Annotated in this window: 18 protein-coding genes; 15 read left to right on the forward strand and 3 right to left on the reverse strand. The window is 62.9% G+C overall.

Features of this window, described 5'->3' with window-relative positions; translation table 11 throughout:
* The first annotated feature begins 147 nt into the window (after positions 1–147).
* Entirely contained in the window at positions 148–645 is a 498-nt protein-coding gene (msrB, locus tag F8E02_RS09640) for a peptide-methionine (R)-S-oxide reductase MsrB (RefSeq protein WP_317065320.1), read from the forward strand.
* Positions 646–673: 28 nt separating this feature from the next.
* On the opposite strand, the gene F8E02_RS09645 is transcribed toward msrB, so the two are convergent.
* Entirely contained in the window at positions 674–1,756 is a 1,083-nt protein-coding gene (locus tag F8E02_RS09645; protein WP_317065321.1) for a DUF4352 domain-containing protein, read from the reverse strand.
* A 52-nt stretch (positions 1,757–1,808) separates the two neighbouring features.
* The gene (locus F8E02_RS09650) at positions 1,809–2,954 is read right to left on the reverse strand and encodes a DUF4352 domain-containing protein (protein WP_317065322.1); all 1,146 of its coding nucleotides are present in this window, start codon (positions 2,952–2,954) and stop codon (positions 1,809–1,811) included.
* A 137-nt stretch (positions 2,955–3,091) separates the two neighbouring features.
* Here F8E02_RS09650 and F8E02_RS09655 point away from each other — a divergent pair, with 137 nt between their 5' ends.
* From F8E02_RS09655 to F8E02_RS09700, 10 genes are all read left to right on the forward strand, one after another.
* Positions 3,092–3,715 (forward strand): class I SAM-dependent methyltransferase, encoded by a 624-nt coding sequence (locus tag F8E02_RS09655; protein WP_317065323.1) that lies wholly within the window; start codon positions 3,092–3,094, stop codon positions 3,713–3,715.
* A gap of 308 nt (positions 3,716–4,023) precedes the next feature.
* Positions 4,024–4,251 carry a HypC/HybG/HupF family hydrogenase formation chaperone gene (locus F8E02_RS09660; protein WP_317065324.1) on the forward strand — a complete coding sequence of 76 codons (228 nt, stop codon included), beginning with the start codon at positions 4,024–4,026 and terminating at the stop codon, positions 4,249–4,251.
* Complete coding sequence (locus tag F8E02_RS09665) at positions 4,251–4,592, forward strand: hydrogenase maturation nickel metallochaperone HypA/HybF (RefSeq protein WP_317065325.1); 342 nt, start codon at positions 4,251–4,253, stop codon at positions 4,590–4,592. The genes F8E02_RS09660 and F8E02_RS09665 overlap by 1 nt, the downstream gene beginning before the upstream one ends.
* Complete coding sequence (hypE, locus tag F8E02_RS09670; protein ID WP_317065326.1) at positions 4,589–5,584, forward strand: hydrogenase expression/formation protein HypE; 996 nt, start codon at positions 4,589–4,591, stop codon at positions 5,582–5,584. Before F8E02_RS09665 ends, hypE begins: the two co-directional genes overlap by 4 nt.
* A gap of 70 nt (positions 5,585–5,654) precedes the next feature.
* Positions 5,655–6,104, forward strand: coding sequence for a GNAT family N-acetyltransferase (locus F8E02_RS09675; protein ID WP_317065327.1), 450 nt, complete (start codon positions 5,655–5,657; stop codon positions 6,102–6,104).
* Between the two features lie 3 nt (positions 6,105–6,107).
* Positions 6,108–7,022 carry a DUF2156 domain-containing protein gene (locus F8E02_RS09680; RefSeq protein ID WP_317065328.1) on the forward strand — a complete coding sequence of 305 codons (915 nt, stop codon included), beginning with the start codon at positions 6,108–6,110 and terminating at the stop codon, positions 7,020–7,022.
* On the forward strand, positions 7,019–8,281 hold the full coding sequence (gene pyrC, locus F8E02_RS09685; protein WP_317065329.1) for a dihydroorotase: 1,263 nt from the start codon (positions 7,019–7,021) through the stop codon (positions 8,279–8,281). Before F8E02_RS09680 ends, pyrC begins: the two co-directional genes overlap by 4 nt.
* A gap of 198 nt (positions 8,282–8,479) precedes the next feature.
* Positions 8,480–8,794, forward strand: coding sequence for a DUF167 domain-containing protein (locus F8E02_RS09690; protein ID WP_317065330.1), 315 nt, complete (start codon positions 8,480–8,482; stop codon positions 8,792–8,794).
* A gap of 251 nt (positions 8,795–9,045) precedes the next feature.
* Entirely contained in the window at positions 9,046–10,248 is a 1,203-nt protein-coding gene (gene dnaG, locus F8E02_RS09695) for a DNA primase DnaG (RefSeq protein WP_317065331.1), read from the forward strand.
* Positions 10,249–10,311: 63 nt separating this feature from the next.
* Positions 10,312–10,596 carry a UPF0058 family protein gene (locus F8E02_RS09700; protein ID WP_317065332.1) on the forward strand — a complete coding sequence of 95 codons (285 nt, stop codon included), beginning with the start codon at positions 10,312–10,314 and terminating at the stop codon, positions 10,594–10,596.
* A gap of 69 nt (positions 10,597–10,665) precedes the next feature.
* Here F8E02_RS09700 and F8E02_RS09705 read toward each other — a convergent pair whose 3' ends face one another.
* Entirely contained in the window at positions 10,666–11,460 is a 795-nt protein-coding gene (locus F8E02_RS09705; RefSeq protein ID WP_317065333.1) for an ATP-grasp domain-containing protein, read from the reverse strand.
* A gap of 97 nt (positions 11,461–11,557) precedes the next feature.
* On the opposite strand from F8E02_RS09705, the gene F8E02_RS09710 reads away from it, so the two are divergent.
* The 4 genes from F8E02_RS09710 to minD all read left to right on the forward strand — a co-directional run bounded on the left by F8E02_RS09710 (position 11,558) and on the right by minD (position 14,137).
* Entirely contained in the window at positions 11,558–12,049 is a 492-nt protein-coding gene (locus F8E02_RS09710; protein ID WP_317065334.1) for a hydrogenase maturation protease, read from the forward strand.
* A gap of 90 nt (positions 12,050–12,139) precedes the next feature.
* Positions 12,140–12,760 carry a hypothetical protein gene (locus tag F8E02_RS09715; RefSeq protein WP_317065335.1) on the forward strand — a complete coding sequence of 207 codons (621 nt, stop codon included), beginning with the start codon at positions 12,140–12,142 and terminating at the stop codon, positions 12,758–12,760.
* A 22-nt stretch (positions 12,761–12,782) separates the two neighbouring features.
* Positions 12,783–13,304 carry a hypothetical protein gene (locus F8E02_RS09720; protein WP_317065336.1) on the forward strand — a complete coding sequence of 174 codons (522 nt, stop codon included), beginning with the start codon at positions 12,783–12,785 and terminating at the stop codon, positions 13,302–13,304.
* A 38-nt stretch (positions 13,305–13,342) separates the two neighbouring features.
* Positions 13,343–14,137, forward strand: a complete 795-nt coding sequence (gene minD, locus F8E02_RS09725) for a cell division ATPase MinD (protein WP_317065337.1) — start codon at positions 13,343–13,345, stop codon at positions 14,135–14,137.
* Positions 14,138–14,397: the final 260 nt, after the last annotated feature.

Here is a 14,397-nt window from a genome sequence, read left to right on the forward strand (position 1 = left end):
GGGCTATATAACAGATCCGAAAGCGTATCCGGGCCGAAAACGGCATCCCGGCACCGGCGGGATGACCGGGACTCTCCCCGTGCAGAGACAGGGATAGATTTACATCTTCTCCGGCGAAGGAGGCTGGCCGGGATCGGAGGAATGGTGATGAGCGGAGATGTAGCAGAGGCAGCCGAGACCGTAAAGGTCTGCAACGCCGTGACGCGAGAGATGGAAGAGGTTGAGAGGGTTGTCAAACCCGACGAAGAATGGCAGCGGCAATTGACGCCCGAGCAGTTCGCGGTTGCCCGGAAGGAGGGCACGGAGCCGGCCTTCACCGGGAAGTACTGGGACTGCAAGAAGGAGGGGCTGTACGTCTGCGTCTGCTGCGGCAACCACCTCTTCTCCTCGAAGACAAAGTTCGAGTCGGGAACGGGCTGGCCGAGTTTCTGGAAGCCGGTCTCGGACCTGAATATAAAGACCGACCTCGACACCCGGTTCTTCATGTCCCGGACCGAGGTGCTCTGCAGGCGGTGCGACGCCCACCTGGGCCACGTCTTCGACGACGGGCCGCCGCCGACCTATCAGCGCTACTGCATGAACTCGGCGGCGCTCCGGTTCGTGCCGCGGGAGGATCTGGCCCGCGGCCGGGCACCGAAAGGATGAGGATCCTGACCGCCCTACCGTGAGGCGGTCATGCCGATCTGCCGAGGAGCCAGACCGGACTCTCCGTCCCGATGGTCGCCTGGAGGTAGGCACGGGCCGGGTCCAGGTCCTCCGGAACCTCGAAGAAGAGGTATCCCGCCACGGACTCTCCCCGGCCGAGAGCGACCCTGGAGTACGATGCTCCCTTGTTGGTCGGTCCGGGTGACGCGAGGGGGCGATAGGTCCCGGCATCGTAGTGGAGGATGAAAGTGCTCTCCGCCGGGGTCTGGATACGGGTGTTGATGCCGTTTCCTCTATGGCCGAGGTGTGTCGCACGGACGGTGACCAGGAGGTAGGTCTTCCCGGACTCTGCGGTGTATTGCACCGGTTTCGTGCCGCTGGTCTGGAACGTGCGCGACCGGGTCAGCGGGCCGACGATCAGCGAGGCGGAGTTCTCCTTCCGGGCATCGTCGTAGCAGAACCGCTCGCCGGACTGCAGGGCGTCGGGGAAGAGGGGCGCAGGCTCCTCGTCGAGGCTCGCCAGGACAGGGAGAGCGTCCGGACCATCTGTGGGGAGGTGTCTGCAGTCCTGCAGGGCTTCAGAGAGGTGTGCGGTCCCGGTGGCCAGGCGGCCCAGCGCATCGTCCGTCACGTTCCGGTCGGCGGGGATGCCCCCGCCAAGCAGGGCGCCGGCTGCGGCGAACTCATCGAGCGCCGCGATGAAGTGCGAGCGCGCAGGCTCGCTCCCGGGGGATACCTCGAGGGCGGCGGCCCCGGCGTAGAGGCTCGCTGTAAGAGCCTGGAGATCGGCTGCCCGCTCCTGAAGCGCCGCGTCGTCCCGGGTGTGCAGGGCATGCACCTGCTCTACCGAGAGTTCCAGGAGCGGGACGCTGGCCCCGGCTATGAGCAGTTCGAGCCTCTCTTCATCGCTCATCGGTTCGGCAAGGAGAGCCGTAGCGCTCTCCGGGAACGCTCCCAGGCTGAGGACGTCTCCGGGCTCGCCGCCCTCCCCGGCTGCCTGAAAGGGAAGGAGCGTCGCGCATACCACCGGGTAGAGGAGCAGAACGGATGCAAACAGCCCGATACAGGCGATTGCCGCGAGCACTGCAACACGGGGTTCCCTCGGCGTCACAGGTAAAATATCACGCATGAAAGAGATATTGGTTGCGCTGGCTCCGACCCCGTCAGAGCGTCCTGCCGAGCGCCCAGACCGGCGACCCGCTGCTGCCGAGGTTCACCCGGACAAAACACTCGTCGATCGGGATCGCTGCCGGAACGTCAAAGACGATGTATCCCGTCTTCGATTCATACCGGCCCAGCGTTGCCGCGGCATATGGCTCCCCAAGCGACGTCCCGCTCGCCAGCTTTACCGGGGCATAGGCCGTGCCCCGGTAATACAGAGTAAACTCACGGATATCCGGTGACCGTATGGTATAGATCCTGTTCTCCCCTTTATGGCCGAGGTTCGTGGCCCTCACCTTGACGAGCAGGAAGATCCTTCCGGCCTCCGCCGTGACCGCCTCTCCGCTCTTATCGAGGAAATGATACATACCGGTGCCCCGTACCGACTCCAGCATCAGAGAGATGTCGTTTGCGCGGTACCGGTCCTCGTAGTTGTAGCGCTGGAAGAGCACCAGTTCGTCTCCTGAGGCGGAGGGGCGTGGCAGGGAGAGGTTGACCGCCACGATCTCCCCGGGTGCCTCAAACTCGCGAGACTCCAGGTGCTCAGACGCGTCGCGGAGATAATTCGATCCCTGCCGGTTCGCGTCGAGGGCGGCATCCACCATCGTCCTGTTGAGGGGCGTGGTTCCCTGCAGCGCCTCCGCGGCCGCCACGTAGGACGTGAGGGCAAGGGTGAAGGACTCGCTCAGGTCGCCCGCATCGTCCGAGACCCGAAGCGCTCCTGCTCTCTTGAGGAGACCTGTCGCAGATGCCCGGAGCGCCGCGGCACTCTCCCGCGCCGGTTTCTCGTCCCAGGCGTAGAGCGCGTAGGCGTTCTGCACGGAGAGAAGCATGAGCGATACGCTGTTCTCGCTCACCAGCCGGACCAGTTCGTCGTCGTCGTACTCCGGGGCGGGCGGCGTGGTGTTCTCATCCTGCCCGGCGGACTCGTTCCCGCCGGGAACGGCAGGTCCGTCCGCCGGTACCGTGCCGGGAGTGGCGCTCAGGGGATGGCCGCTCCCGATCCGCTCCTCAACCCCGGCGAGGACTGAAGAGAGGTTCCGGACAACAACCGGCTGCGGGTGTGCGGGATCGGCCGGAACCGAACCGGCGGCGGTCGGAGACGGGCTGAAGAGGAAACTCGTAAAGACCAGAAGGGCCAGTATCATCGCAACGGCGTCCGAAAGGTCCACAGTATCATAGATCTCCCCCTCTCACGGCAAAAATCTTACCCGCGAGACGTCCTGGCCGCCTGCCGGACCGGCGGCACGAACCGTTATCCTCCGGCGGTGCCAACCTCTGGGGCGTGACCGATCACGCATCCATCTGGGACGACGATTACCGGAGGCGGGGGGACCTCTGGGGGGGCGCGCCGGCGCCGCTTCCCGATCTCCCGGCAGGTGCCGCCGTCCTCGAGGTCGGCTGCGGGAACGGTAAGACCCTCGCTGCCCTTGCCCGGTTGTCGGGGAGCGTGACCGCGGTCGATATCTCTCCCCGCGCCGTTGCCCTCGCCCGGCGGCACCCGGGTACGGCGGGAGCCGGCTTTACCGTCGGCGACGCCCGGTGCCTGCCGTTCCGCGACGGGGCGTTCGATGCGGTCATCCTCGTCCACGTCGTCGGCCACCTGCCCGGACCGGGCCGGAGGTCCGCGGCGGCCGAGGTCTGCCGGGTGCTCCGGCCGGGGGGCACGGCATTCTTCCGCGACTTCTCCGTCGAGGATATGCGTGCCGGCAAGGGTGCCGAGACGGAGCAGCAGACCTTCCGGAGAGGGGACGGCATCATCACCCACTACTTCACCGAAGCCGAGGCCGCGGAACTCTTCACACCGCTCGCACCGGTCCTGGTCCGGACGCACCGCTGGCAGATGCGGGTCCGGGGCAGGGATCTCCCCCGGGCCGAGATCGAGGCGGTGTTCAGGAAGATGAGATAGAAGGGCTTTTCACGCAGCGGATCTTCGGCGGGGGCGGTTCATGTCTAACGAACCACGCCGCGCATGGACCCCCGAAGCCCTGCGGGCCCGCGACGCCGCGAACCCCGGTATCTCCCTCCCTCCGCCCCTGCCGGAGCCGGAACCGGGGCGGACATACCTTTTTTACGCATCCTGACTGAGATATAGGTACCAGGTTCTGCGGATCCGGAATATGCTCCGGCCGAGACGGCCCGTCTCCGGGTTCCCCCGTGCAGTATGGTCAACCTTTTTTGGCAACCGGACAAAACTACAGGAGAGGAAGAGAGGTCATGTGTATTGCAATGCCCGCTGAGGTGCTGGAGATAAAGGAAGGCAACATCGGCGTCGTCGACTTCGGCGACCTGCAGCAGGAGGTCAGGCTCGACCTCGTGGACGTGAAGATCGGCGAGTTCGTGCTCGTCCACGTCGGGTTTGCCATCCAGCGTCTCAGCAGAGAGGAGGGGCTTGAGACCCGCGAGATCTTCAGGCAGGTCCACGCCGCGATGATGGAGGAGTGATGCACGAGTACAGCATCGCCTACGACATCTACACGACCGCCCGCCGGGCGGCGCTGGAGAACAACGCAAAAGAGGTCAAGTGCGTCTCGGTAGATGTCGGGAAGATGGCGATGGTGAATCCCGAGCAGGTGGAGTTCCTCTTCAATATCATCATCGAGGACGACCCGCTCTTTCGAGAGGCCCGGCTCTCGTGCCGGGACATCGAGACGCGGACCCGGTGTTCCTGCGGCTACGAGGGCGACGAGCGGTTCGTCTGCCCGCAGTGCGGGAAACTCCCGGAGATCGTCTCGGGTATGGAGATCGTCGTTACCAACATCGAGATAGAAACGGACGAAGAATGAAAGTCAATCTCATGCACGGCGCCGGCGGCGAAGTGATGGGCGAGCTCCTTCGCGTCATCACCAACCTCGAGCACAACAACGCCGGCGGGATAGGCCTTGAGTCGCTGGACGACGGCGCGGTCATCCCCTTAAACGGCCAGAACATCGTATTCACGACCGACAACCACGTCGTCTCCCCGATCTTCTTCCCCGGCGGGGACATCGGGCGCATCGCCGTCTGCGGGACCATCAACGACCTTGCCATGATGGGAGGACGCCCGATCGCCCTTTCGTGCGGCATGGTCATCCCCGAGGGCTTCGAGGTCGCGGACCTCGAGCGGATCGTCGCATCGATGGATGCGGCCCTCGGCGAGTGCGGGGCGAACCTCGTCACCGGGGACACCAAGGTCCTCGAGCGGGGCGCGCTCGACACCATCGTCATCAACACCGCCGGCATCGGCGTCGCCGACCGGGTGGTGCGGGACAACGGCCTTCATGCCGGCGATAGGATCATCGTCAGCGGCACCATCGGCGACCACGGCATCGCGATCATGGCCCACCGCGAGGGGTTCGATTTCGGCGGGCAGATCCACTCCGACGTCGCCCCTCTCTGGACGCTCGTCGAGAAGGCGCTCGCGGCCGGGGAGATCCACGCCATGAAAGACCCGACGAGGGGCGGGTTTGCGAACGCCATCAACGAGATGGCGAGGAAGAGCAGGGTGGGCGTCGTCATCGAGGAGGAGGCGCTCCCCCTCCGGACGAGCGTCAGAAGCGCCGCCGGTATGCTCGGCATCGACCCTCTCGAGGTGGCGAACGAGGGCAAGGTCGTCATGGGGGTCGCGCCCGGCGATGCTGACGCCGTCCTTGCGGCGCTCCGCTCCCACCCCTACGGGCGGGACGCGGCGATCGTCGGTACGGTCGTCGAGGGCTCCAGCGTGATCATGCGGACCGCCATCGGCGGAGAACGGTTTATCGAGCCGCCGGTCGGCGACCCGGTCCCGCGTGTCTGCTAGAAGGCAACCGCACCTCTTTTCCCGTGCCGACCCACGCCTGCCATATACGATGACGCTGTAATGTGGTCGTATGGAGAGGCATGAGATGGTGATGGAGGAGCCGGGAATCGAGGTGCGCCTCGTAGGCGTCTGGGACGTGGAGACGATTGCCGGCCTCTATCGGGCGGGGGGCTGGTGGGACGAGAAATGGGACCCTGCCGGCCTTGCGGCCCTCATAGCGGGGAGCTTCGCCTTCGCCGTTGCTATCGACTCTGCGACCGGGAGAGCGGTCGGGATGGGCAGGGTGATCTCGGACGGGGTCTCGGACGGCTACGTCCAGGACCTCGTCGTCCTTCCCGACTACCGGGGCCGGGGGACCGGAACGATGATATTATCTACGCTGCTCGAGCACTGTAAATCAGAAGGTGTCACCTGGGTCGCCCTCGTCGCCGAACCCGGGACCGAGGAGTTCTATACCGCACTCGGGTTCCGCAGGATGGAGGGGCACGTACCCATGCGGTGGTATCCACAAGACTGGTGAGGCATGCTGAGATTCTCCGATTTCAAACCCGTGAGCCTGGACGATCGCGACCTCTTTTCGCGGCACTACCGGCAGTACCCCCAGGTGCATAGCGACAACACGTTTGCGAACATGGTCTGCTGGAACCACTACGCAGACTACCGTTTCGCCGATGTGGGAGATTCGATCGTCCTCTCGAGCACCATCGACGGCGTGACGACGTTCCGCATGCCGATCGGGCCGAGGGATCCGGACCTGCTCCACGACGTCATCGAGATCGCGGTGAGGGAAGGCGGCGAGTCCCCGCTGCTGGTGCTCGATCCGATAAGCGAGGGATGGATCCGGGAGCTCTACCCTGACCTGCCCCTGCACGCAGACCGGGGCTTCTTCGATTACATCTACCGGACGGAGGACCTCGCGGAGCTCCCCGGAAAGAACTACGCCACTATCCGGCGCCAGGTCAACCGGTTCGAACGGGAGCATACGTATACGGTCGAAGCGATCACGGAAGAGAACATCAACGAGGTCTGGGAGTTTCTGGTCGTCTGGTGCGAATGGCGGGACTGCGACTCCGAACCCATCCTTGCGTACGAGAAAGATGCCATTCTTTTTGCGGTGAACAACTTCTTTGCCGTCGGCCTTGAAGGATTTATCATCAGGATCGGCTCCACGATCGGAGCGATATCGATCGTCGGGCCGGTCAACCAGGAGATGGCGGTCGTTCACTTCGAAAAAGCGCTTCCCGAGACTTACAAGGATATCTACAAGGTGATCACGACCGGGACGGCGGCCGCGCTCCGTGACCGCTACCGCTACGTCAACCGGGAGTGCGATATGGGCGTGCCCGGCCTGCGCGAATCAAAGACGCGTTACCGCCCCGCCTATATGGTCGAGGTCCATCATGCGACCCGTAGCGACCTGGAGGTATGCTGCCGATGACCGCCGACTTGGTGCTCCGGAACGTGGCGCTCCCGACAGGCCGGCGCGCCGATGTCGTTGTCGCCGGGGGGATCGTCCGGCATGTCGGGGCCGCGGTGCGTGCCGAGGAGACGATCGACTGCAGCAGGTATACCTGCCTTCCCGGGGCGGTCGATATGCACGTCCACATGCGGGGGGGAGTCCAGGCAGAGAAGGAGGACTGGCGGACGGGGACGATGAGCGCGGTTGCCGGCGGGGTGACGGTCGTCGTCGACCAGCCGAACACCGTCCCTCCCATAACCACCCCCGAACTCCTCCGGGCGCGCATCCGGGACGCGGAGGAGCACGCGGTCTGCGGGTTCGCAGTGAACGCGGGGGTATCTCCGGAAGCCGACCTTGCAGGAATGCGGGAAGCCGGGGCGATGGCCTTCGGTGAGACCTTCGCCGCCCCGTCGAGTTACGGGGAAGGGCTCGACCCGGAGACCCTCAGAGGGCTGCTTGCCCGTATTCATGCCTTCGGGGGGCTCGCCACGGTCCATGCCGAGGAGGTCTCCGGCCCGGCGCCGGCAACGCTCGCCGACCACGACCGCGCCCGCCCCGGCGCCGGGGAAGCCCGCGCGGTGCAGGCGGTGCTGGGCCTCGCGCCGGCCGGAATGAGGCTCCACTTCTGCCACCTGAGCACCGCCGCCTCGGTCCGGGCCGCGCGCGGCACAGTGGAGGTGACGCCGCACCATCTCTTCCTCTCGCACGGGATGTTCGAGGAGAGCGATACCCGGGCCCGGATGAACCCGCCGCTCCGTGATGAGGAGACCCGGCGCGACCTGTGGTCCTGCTGGGACGCGATCGACGTCGTCGCCTCGGACCACGCGCCGCACACGCGTCCAGAGAAGGCGTTGCCGTTCGAGACCGCCCCCTCCGGCATCCCCGGCGTCGAGACGATGGTGCCGCTCCTGATGGCTGCGGTGCGCCGGAGGCGGATCACCCTCGCCTCGGTGATCGAGAAGACCTCCTGGAAGCCTGCCGCCATCCTCGGCATCCCGCGCGCGGGTTTCGAGCCGGGCGACCGGGCGGACTATGCTCTCTACCCTGATGCGGTCACCCGCATCGATGCCGCGGCCCTCCACGCAAAGTGCGGCTGGTCGCCGTTCGACGGGCTCGATGCGGTCTTCCCGGAAGCGGTGATCGTGGGCGGGGAGCGTGCCTACGCCTCCGGCGACCATCTCGCGGTGCATCCGGCGTGGTACCCCGGGCAAGGATTTTTATCCTCGGAAAATAAATAATATAAGGCCGATATAGCGCACCTTATAGGTCCCCGGGTGATCACCCGGCGAGACGCCTGATATGAGCCATGGGACAACCCAGGTGCGCGACAGGCACGCCTGGCATATAGGGTACGATCGGGTGAGGATCGGCACAAGCCGCCTGTGATCATCGTTCGTTAGTGCCGGGCGACACTCTCATTTCAGAAGGCTTTTCTCATGGAACCATATGCCGACGCCGTCATCGAGACCAATAAAGGCGTCACCATAGCGCTCGACGTTACGGCAGGTGCAAAGCGGTCTCTGTTTCCTGCAGGCTACAATGAGTGGCGCAAGAGTATCCGCTGCCAGGTATCGGCCCCTGCTGTCGGCGGGAAGGCAAACCGTGCTATCACGGACCTCGTCGCAGAGAGGCTCCAGGTGCCCCGTTCAGGTGTGACGATCATCGCGGGGCATACGTCCTCCTCAAAGACCGTGGCGATCGCCGATCTGTCGCGATCCGTGGTTCTGGCGCTCCTCTCCACCGTCGGCTGAAGGGTCGGGGGCGGATAGGATGTAGCGGGCCCTGCAGGGGTCGGACGTAATAATCTCTAAATTATAGAGCAAGAAAAATCAAATTACGATGCACAACGCGCTTGTTTTTGTATTTTACTTTTGAAAAACCTTATGTTCCGAGTGCCATCTGATTTAAGTAATTTCACCCTAGATATATAATTGACCCTATGCCCGCGCACGCGAAGTCTGCAGGCATACGGCCGTTACAGTTACTCAGGGGGCAAGACTCCATGTATTCACCGGAAACCACCAAATACCTCATCCATCTTACTCTGCAGATCGAGGGGGTGGTCGACAAACCCGACGTCGTGGGCGCCATCTTCGGCCAGACAGAGGGTCTGCTCGGCGAAGACCTCGACCTGCGCGATTTACAGAGGACCGGGCGTGTCGGCAGGATCGACGTCCAGATAACCACGAAACGAGGGGAGACAAAGGGCGAGATCCTGATATCGTCCTCGCTCGACCGGGCGGAGACCGCGCTTCTCGCATCGTCGCTTGAGACGATCGACAGGGTAGGGCCATGCACGGCGCACGTGAAGGTCGACCGGATCGAGGATATCCGGGTGACCAAACGACGCCGGATCGTCGAGCGTGCCAAAGAACTCCTTCTCGAGGACTTCGACGAGGGCGCGATAAACAGCGACGACCTTCTCGACGAGGTCCGGGAAGTCATCAGGATCGAGAAACTGGAGTACCTCGGCGATGAGAGGGTGCATGCCGGCCCGAACGTCACGGCCTCCGACGCCATCATCCTCGTCGAGGGCCGGGCCGACGTGATCAACCTCCTGCGCTACGGGATCAAGAACGCGGTTGCGGTCGAGGGGACCAGCATTCCCCGCATCATCATCGAACTCTGCTCGCAGAAGACCGCGACGACCCTGCTCGACGGAGACCGGGGTGGGGAGCTGATCCTCCGCGAGCTCCTTCAGGTCGCCGAGATCGATTTCGTGGCCTACAGCCCGCGGGGAAAAAGCGTTGAGGAGATGAGCCGCAAGGAGATCGTCAAGGCGCTCCGGAACAAAGTGCCGGTAGAGGTACTCACTGACCAGATCCCCGATGAGGGGGCGGCGGAGCGGTCGCCCCCATCGGCCTGCCCTGCCCCCGAAGAACAGCCGCCAGAGCAGCAGAAGGGGCGGGAGGAGAACCGGAAGCCTCCCACGACGATCGGCGAGCACATGGCCGACGTCAGGGACAGGAAGATCGCGCGATTCCTCTCTCCGGACTACACCGTCCTCCTCGAATCGAACGCTGCCGATGTCGAAGGCGCACTCCAGAACCTGAACGGCGGTGTCGAGGGGATCGTCGTCGACGGCACCATCGACCAGAGGCTTCTCGATCAGATCGGGGGAAAAGAGATTGAGTTTGTGGCCGCACGGGACTTTAAGGGGATTATAAAGCGTCCGCTGTCCGTCAGGCTCATGAAGATCGGATAACCGTTATTGACGGTGCAAATTTATATATATTTATATTCACTATTTTTATCTCTGGGAGAGAATATGCACAAGGAAGAGTTAATAGCCTTACATGGGATTCTCACAGAGATCAAGGACTTTTTTGAGCTGACCCATCCGGAGTTGAAGTTCTCGCAGTACTATGCGTTGAAGATAGACCCGTCTCAGGTGCATAAAAGTAAGATGGAACATAAGTATGCGATATTCGTGCTCGGGACGGAACTTGCGAACGCCATGAAGGACGTGGAGTTCTCGTCCTCCGGAAGGATCTCTGCGCGGATGAAGGAACTTGCAGAGAAGACGCTCAAAGAGATAGAATACCAGCAGTGAGAAGGCCTGGCGTTACGTATTGCCGGCGGGCGGGAGCAGGCCTGCCGGTGCTCCCGCCGCTTCCTCTCCTCAGGCTCGCATCCCGCGCTCGTGCTCGATGAGGTAAGCCGCGAGCAGTTTCGGGATCGGTGCCGCCATGCAGTGCCAGTTCGGCGTCCCGTTCACTTCGAGGACCGTGTAGCCCTCAGCGTCCCGGAGGAGATCGACGCCGCAGTAATCGATCCCGATCGCAGATGCCGACGCCTCGGCGATGGCACGCATCTCTTCGTCGATCGTGACCGGCATGCCGATCCCGCCCTGGTGGATGTTGTGCATCAGGCTATCGGAGACCCGGGTTATCGCACCGACGGCCTCCCCGCCGAGGACGAAGACGCGGAAGTCCCGGTCGTTCTTGACGTACTCCTGCAGATACCAGGGGCCCGGCCCGAGTTCGGCTGGTTCGGTCACGAGCCTGATGCCGTTCCCGTCATACCCGTAGAGCGGCTTGTAGACGACCTTCCCGTGCCGTGAGAGGAAGTCGTTGGCCTGTGTCTCCGAGCGCAGGTAAGCCGTCCGGGGCGTCCGCACCCCGTTCTGAATCAGGAGCGCCGACGTCATCACCTTGGACGCGCAGGTGACGATGCTTTCTGGTGTGTTGATCACCTGATTATCGAGCGCGAGCACGCTCAGGGTCTCGAACTGGTGCCCGTCCTGCCGGATCCCGCAGACCCAGATGAGTTCGTTCTCAAGCCCGGAGTCAAGAGGGTCGATTGCACCGAGGTCAAGAACCCCGTACTGAGCGCCGGCTCTCTCCAGCTCCTGTATAACGGCGCCGGTCGAATTGTCGTCCGGCGTATCGGTCGGTTTTGGTACGATACGGATCATGCGCCTCACGTCCCGCAAGCGGGCTAACGAATAGTTGCCCCCGTCGGGGGCATCTCAGTACTCTTTTGTACCTTGCCGGATATAATTCGTGGGGAAGATGACCATACAGAAGAACTGCATCTGCGTCATCGGGTGCGGGAATCCCCTCATGGGAAACGACGGAGCGGGGATCGCGGTGATGCACCTCCTTGACGGGAGATATCCCGGTGTCGACACGGTCGACGGCGGCACCGGGGGGTTTGGCCTGATCCCGCTGATGGAGGGTTACGAGAAGGTGCTGATCGTCGATGCGATGACGGGCGTCGGTGACCGTATCGGCGAGGTCGTCGTCTTCGAAGCGCCGCCGTCGACAAAAGTCCCTGTATGTGCTCTCCACGACATAGGCGTCGGGGAGGTCGTGACGATAGCCCGCGAACTCGGGTATGTCGGGGAGGTCGTGACCGTCGGGATCGAGGTCGGGGAGATCCAGGCGTTCAGCCGGGAGATGGACCCGGCGGTCGAGGAAGGGGTCCGGGTTGCCGGTCGGGAGGTCGTCAGGATCCTCCGGAGATGGTCTGATAAGGCCTGCGGTGCTCCCATGGATGCGTAGATCGGGCGCACGAGGGTCTGTGCATCTGCTCGATATCCAAAAGTATAAATAACAATGTTTATGTTATAGCACTGAGCTGAAGTTGTCTGTATGCAGTTGCCACGAGGTCGGTTCCATCGCCTTCTTAAATCCACGACATCCCGTGTCCTGATAGAAGAGATGGGCTCAACGCGGTTCACCGGGATCTGCACGATCGTCCTTGGCAACGAGAGTGTCATCCTGGTGCTGAACGAGGGTCTGGTGGTGCTCGCCGAATACGGGGGCATGAAAGGGCGGCACGCACTGGACGCGGCGTTAGAGGACGGAGGGAGCGAAGCGGCGGCAGAACTGAACATCCTGACAACCGAGCAGGTACAGCTCGCTCTGGAGTTCAACAAGCTGTTCGCAACCGCCGAAACAGGAAAAGAGAAGAGATCCTCGCCGGCAAGGGCTGCATCAGGGGGAACGAAACCGTCGGCAGGGCCGAGAGGGGCCGGTGCGGCATTCGTGCCGAAGCGCCGCCCGGAACCGCCCGCCGAGAGGCAGGGGATCCCCATGCCGGGCGTGAAACCCGCGCAGGCACCCGAACCCGGGAACGACGAGATCGACACGCTCGTCCAGAACATGGAGAGTATGGACGTTGACCAGCTCGTCAACGATTTCAGGGTGAACTGCAAGGATATTCTCCGGAGGATTCACCTCGACCATCTGATTCAGGATCAAGACACGTGAATTAACAGGAGATGATACCCGAATGGACTCGACAACCATATTTCTCGTGGTCATCATGGCGGTGGTGATAGCCGGTTTTGCCGGTATCCTGTACTTCTTTCGAAAGATCGAGCAGGCACTCGCCGCAGAACGGCAGAGTTGCTCTCCGGGCGTTACAGCGACTCAGGGAGGATCGGGCGGTGCGGCACAGCCGCTCCAGCGTCCCGTCCCCTCTCTCGACGAGATCGACCCCAAAAAGATCGGGAGTCTGGAGGAATATCTGGGGGCGATCGGACAGAAGTACGGTCTTGCATCATTCACCCTTGCGACTGCCGACGGTCTCCTCATCGGTTCGACAAAGGCCGGGGCACAGGGTGAGGCCGCGCAGTACAGTTATCTCTATACCCAGGGAAGGCTGCACGACGAGACCGGAGCGGAACTCCTCGGTATTCCTTACCGTGGGGAGACGGTGATCGGGATCGCCCGCCCGTCGGAGCATCTCTCTGCCGATCTGATGAGCGCACTCGAACAGGATACCCAGGATGCCCTGCGGCACTGGGTCTAGGCCGGGAAGCGCGGAAATTTAAAAGAACGAGTGGTTCCATGGTAAAAGTATACACAATTGCATCCGGTAAGGGCGGTACCGGCAAAACGACGGTCACAGCTAATCTGGGATCGATGCTGGCCCAGTACGGGAAGAGAACATGCATCCTGGACGCCGACGTCGGGATGGCGAACCTCGGCCTCATTCTGGGGCTTGAGAACCTGCCGGTGACCCTGCACGAGGTTCTGGCAGGCAAGGCACGCGTCAGGGACGCCATCTACGACGGACCCTTCGGCGTGAAGGTGGTCCCGTGCGGTTTGTCCCTCCAGGGCTTTCAGCAGTCGAACCCGGATCGGCTCAAAGACATCATGACCGATCTGGTGAGCGAGTTCGATATCCTGCTTCTCGATGCTCCTGCGGGGATCAGCAGGGACGGCGTCATCCCGCTCACTATCGCTGACGGGGTCATCCTTGTCGTAAACCCCGAGATCTCCTCGATCGTCGACTCCTTGAAGACAAAGATCCTGACCGAGACCGTCGGCGGGCATGTCGAAGGGGCGATCATCAACCGGGTTGCCGGTAGTGGGGATGAGTTCAACAACGCACAGATGGAGAAACTGCTCGGGGTCAGGGTGATCGGGATCATACCCGAAGATCCCAATATCCGGCGTGCATCGGCGAGCAGGCAGCCGATCGTGGTGAAGTACCCGGCATCCGGGGCATCCCGCGCCTTTAAACGCATCTCTGCCGATGTCGCCGGCATCGAGTACGTCGAGGAGGAGCTACCCGGGCCGCGGGAAGGGTTTATCGACCGGCTGGCCCGCACTCTCTTCCGGGCGAAGCGAGAGGCCTGAGCGCCGTCTGCCGTACTCACTCGCGCCCTTCTCTTTTCAGCCGGTGCATCTCCGATACCTGAGGAGATCGCCCCGCGATCCTCAAAACCGCTGCTCCCTGCAGGTCCTGGAATCCCGTTCCTCATGGCCCCCGGTCCCTCTCTGCCGCAGGCGGCAGACACCCGCGGGATCGTATAACTGCTCCAATAAGGGCGAATTGCCCGATCGGCTTACAAAAAACACTGGAATCGCGTATTCTAACCGGAAACGAAATTCACCGC

Source organism: Methanoculleus caldifontis (assembly GCF_032842345.1).
In the GTDB taxonomy this organism is placed as follows: domain Archaea; phylum Halobacteriota; class Methanomicrobia; order Methanomicrobiales; family Methanoculleaceae; genus Methanoculleus; species Methanoculleus caldifontis.

Coding starts and splice junctions, on each gene's coding strand:
- msrB (WP_317065320.1), top strand. CDS start 148: ATGAGCGGAGATGTAGCAGAGGCAGCCGAGACCGTAAAGGTCTGCAAC.
- F8E02_RS09650 (WP_317065322.1), bottom strand. CDS start 2,954: ATGATACTGGCCCTTCTGGTCTTTACGAGTTTCCTCTTCAGCCCGTCT.
- F8E02_RS09660 (WP_317065324.1), top strand. CDS start 4,024: ATGTGTATTGCAATGCCCGCTGAGGTGCTGGAGATAAAGGAAGGCAAC.
- F8E02_RS09665 (WP_317065325.1), top strand. CDS start 4,251: ATGCACGAGTACAGCATCGCCTACGACATCTACACGACCGCCCGCCGG.
- hypE (WP_317065326.1), top strand. CDS start 4,589: ATGAAAGTCAATCTCATGCACGGCGCCGGCGGCGAAGTGATGGGCGAG.
- F8E02_RS09675 (WP_317065327.1), top strand. CDS start 5,655: ATGGAGAGGCATGAGATGGTGATGGAGGAGCCGGGAATCGAGGTGCGC.
- F8E02_RS09680 (WP_317065328.1), top strand. CDS start 6,108: ATGCTGAGATTCTCCGATTTCAAACCCGTGAGCCTGGACGATCGCGAC.
- pyrC (WP_317065329.1), top strand. CDS start 7,019: ATGACCGCCGACTTGGTGCTCCGGAACGTGGCGCTCCCGACAGGCCGG.
- F8E02_RS09690 (WP_317065330.1), top strand. CDS start 8,480: ATGGAACCATATGCCGACGCCGTCATCGAGACCAATAAAGGCGTCACC.
- dnaG (WP_317065331.1), top strand. CDS start 9,046: ATGTATTCACCGGAAACCACCAAATACCTCATCCATCTTACTCTGCAG.
- F8E02_RS09700 (WP_317065332.1), top strand. CDS start 10,312: ATGCACAAGGAAGAGTTAATAGCCTTACATGGGATTCTCACAGAGATC.
- F8E02_RS09705 (WP_317065333.1), bottom strand. CDS start 11,460: ATGATCCGTATCGTACCAAAACCGACCGATACGCCGGACGACAATTCG.
- F8E02_RS09710 (WP_317065334.1), top strand. CDS start 11,558: ATGACCATACAGAAGAACTGCATCTGCGTCATCGGGTGCGGGAATCCC.
- F8E02_RS09715 (WP_317065335.1), top strand. CDS start 12,140: ATGCAGTTGCCACGAGGTCGGTTCCATCGCCTTCTTAAATCCACGACA.
- F8E02_RS09720 (WP_317065336.1), top strand. CDS start 12,783: ATGGACTCGACAACCATATTTCTCGTGGTCATCATGGCGGTGGTGATA.
- minD (WP_317065337.1), top strand. CDS start 13,343: ATGGTAAAAGTATACACAATTGCATCCGGTAAGGGCGGTACCGGCAAA.